This is a genomic window from Edaphobacter sp. (genome assembly GCF_035532915.1).
In the GTDB taxonomy this organism is placed as follows: Bacteria; Acidobacteriota; Terriglobia; order Terriglobales; family Acidobacteriaceae; genus Edaphobacter.
Genome location: NZ_DATKQC010000180.1, coordinates 1 through 2,472, shown reverse-complemented (window position 1 = coordinate 2,472; position 2,472 = coordinate 1). Strand labels below are relative to the sequence as shown.

General features: G+C 59.3%; 4 protein-coding genes. All 4 read left to right on the top strand.

Annotated elements, in window-relative coordinates; genetic code table 11:
• Nucleotides 1-212 (top strand): hypothetical protein (locus tag VMU57_RS08755; RefSeq protein WP_325382507.1); only part of this gene is annotated, 212 nt, incomplete at its 5' end.
• A gap of 58 nt (nucleotides 213-270) precedes the next feature.
• Nucleotides 271-744 (top strand): carboxymuconolactone decarboxylase family protein, encoded by a 474-nt coding sequence (locus VMU57_RS08750; protein ID WP_325382505.1) that lies wholly within the window; start codon nucleotides 271-273, stop codon nucleotides 742-744.
• 75 nt (nucleotides 745-819) lie between these two features.
• Complete coding sequence (locus VMU57_RS08745) at nucleotides 820-1,266, top strand: hypothetical protein (protein ID WP_325382503.1); 447 nt, start codon at nucleotides 820-822, stop codon at nucleotides 1,264-1,266.
• Nucleotides 1,267-1,384: 118 nt separating this feature from the next.
• Nucleotides 1,385-2,335, top strand: a complete 951-nt coding sequence (locus VMU57_RS08740; protein ID WP_325382501.1) for a sugar phosphate isomerase/epimerase family protein — start codon at nucleotides 1,385-1,387, stop codon at nucleotides 2,333-2,335.
• Nucleotides 2,336-2,472: the final 137 nt, after the last annotated feature.

The window sequence follows — 2,472 nt, the reverse complement described above, 5'->3', positions numbered from 1 at the left end:
CCGGTGCAAAGCTTTTGTATGTCATTGAGCAAGTGCGTGGCAAGTCAGGCGTTCTTGCGGTGATGGACGATCCCCGGAGCTTGCTCGCGGTGTACAACCAGTGCGCGAAGGCGAAGCACGAACCCTTCCGGTTCGACCCTGAGTTGGCAAAACGGCTGGAGACAATGGGCGGAATCGCTGAACTGACTTCGGCTGCTTTCTTTGGAGCGTAGCTCTGCCTCTAGTCATCCAAAGACTGCTGGCAAAAACCTACAAGGAGAGATCGAATTCATGGAACAGCGCTTCAATTATTTCAAGGCAGCACCGGATGCTTACAGGGCGATGAGTGGCCTGGAGTCTTATCTGCATGGGTGTGGTCTCGAGGAAGGGCTGTTGCATCTGGTAAAGCTGCGGGCCTCGCAGATCAACGGCTGTGCGTTCTGCCTGGACATGCACTGGAAGGACCTGCGGTCGATTGGAGAAGAGGAGCAGCGCTTGTATTCGCTCGACGCCTGGCGCGAGTGCCAGTGGTATACCGACCGCGAGCGTGCCGCACTGGCCTGGACCGAGGCATTGACGCTCGTGACGCAGGGTCATGTCCCCGATGCTGTGTATGAAGAGGCGCGGAAGCAGTTCAATGAAAAAGAGCTGACCGATCTGAGCATCGCCATCACCACCATCAATGCCTGGAACCGGCTCAGCATCGCAGCACGGACGACTCCGGGAATGTATAAAGTCGGTGCCTACAAATCCCACACACAGTAGGCCAATCGAAACGCTGGCTTATGTCGGCGTTTCGCTACATCCGTCTCAGGAAATGGATCTGGCAGCGAGGATAGGATGACAGGATTGGAGACGATTGCGCTTGCCGGCTTGGTGGCTGGCACGTTGGATATCACGGCTACCTCGACACTGTTCGCTCTGCAGGGCCTTTCGCTCGAGAGGCTCTGGCAGGGCATTGCCAGCGGTGCTTTGGGCGGTTCTGCCTTCCACGGAGGGAAGAAGACGGCTGCCGCCGGGCTGCTCTTTCACTTTGCGATTGCGTTTACTGTGGCCGCCGTCTACTACGGATTGAGCCGACTGTGGCCTGTCCTGGTAGAGAGCCCTTTTGTATGGGGCACGGTGTATGGTGCCGCCGTTCACGTGGTGATGAGCCGCATCGTGCTTCCGTTGTCGGCGGCGCCGAAGCGAGTATTTTCAGCCAAGGCCTTTCTGATTCAACTGGCGATTCACCTCTGCTTCGTCGGGCTTCCGGTTGCGCTGGTGGTCAGTCACTTTTCTCGATAAGACTTTCCTTCCTGCAGCTCCGTTTGGTCATTCCGAGCGGAGTTCTGGTATGGTGGGCGCGCTGGAAGTTTGGCGCTCAGCAGCGTTGCGGCTGGGCCTTCCGGACGAAGGAGGATGAATGCTGCGAAGAGATTTTCTGGGGCTGGCGGCGACGGCCGCGCTGGCGGGCACATCGGGAATGGCTGAGGCTACGACGCCTGCTGGAGCGAGGGGCACCCCTGTGCGGCTGGGCCGGACGATGGACCTGGGGTTGGTCATCTCGCCGTTTCATGGGCCGGAGGAGACGATCAAGCGGGTGCATGATCTGGGGCTCTCTACCTGCTTTCTCTCTCTCGATGCCTATATCGGCAAATTTACGCCGGAGCTGGCGACGCAGATGCGTGGGCTGCTCGACCGCTATGGCGTAAAGGCGACCGCTGTGGAAGTAGTGGGGCCGGGCAAACTGGTGTGGGATTTCATGCAGGGGCCATCGACCATTGGGCTGGTTCCTCGGGCCACACGAGCGGTGAGGATGGATGCGCTCCGACAGGTCTCCGACTTTGCCAAGCTGGTGGGAGTGGGTCAGGTGCAGACGCACTGCGGATTCATTCCCGAGGACCCCGCCGATCCACTCTATGCGGAGGCGGTGGTTGCGATTCGCGAGGTGGCCAAGCACTGCGCGGGCAATGGGCAGGACTTTCTGATGGAGACCGGACAGGAGACGCCGACGACCATGTCGCGGATGCTGCGCGACGTAGCCCAGCCGAATCTCGGCGTGGGACTGGATACGGCCAACCTGATCCTGTATGGCAAGGCGAACCCGGTAGACGCGGTGGACATTCTGGGGCCGCATGTGAAGAGCATTCATGCCAAGGACGGACGATGGCCGACCGACCCCAACAAGCTCGGGGAAGAGGTGCTGATCGGCACCGGACTGGTTGATTTTCATAAGGTATTCGCCAAGCTGCACCATCTGGGGTACAACGGCGCGGTAACGATTGAGCGTGAGACCTCGGGGCCGCAGCAGATTGCCGATGTGCGCGAGGAGAAGGCGTATCTGGATAAGGTTTTGTCCGATGTGATTGGCTGACGATTGCGGAAACAAGGGAGAGCGCATGAAAGGGATGGACAGGAGAGCATTTGTGAAGGCGGGGGCAGCAGCCTCGGGCCTCTTGCTGTTGAAATCGAAGACGGCGTTTGGATACGAGGCTAATTCGGCAGTGCGTC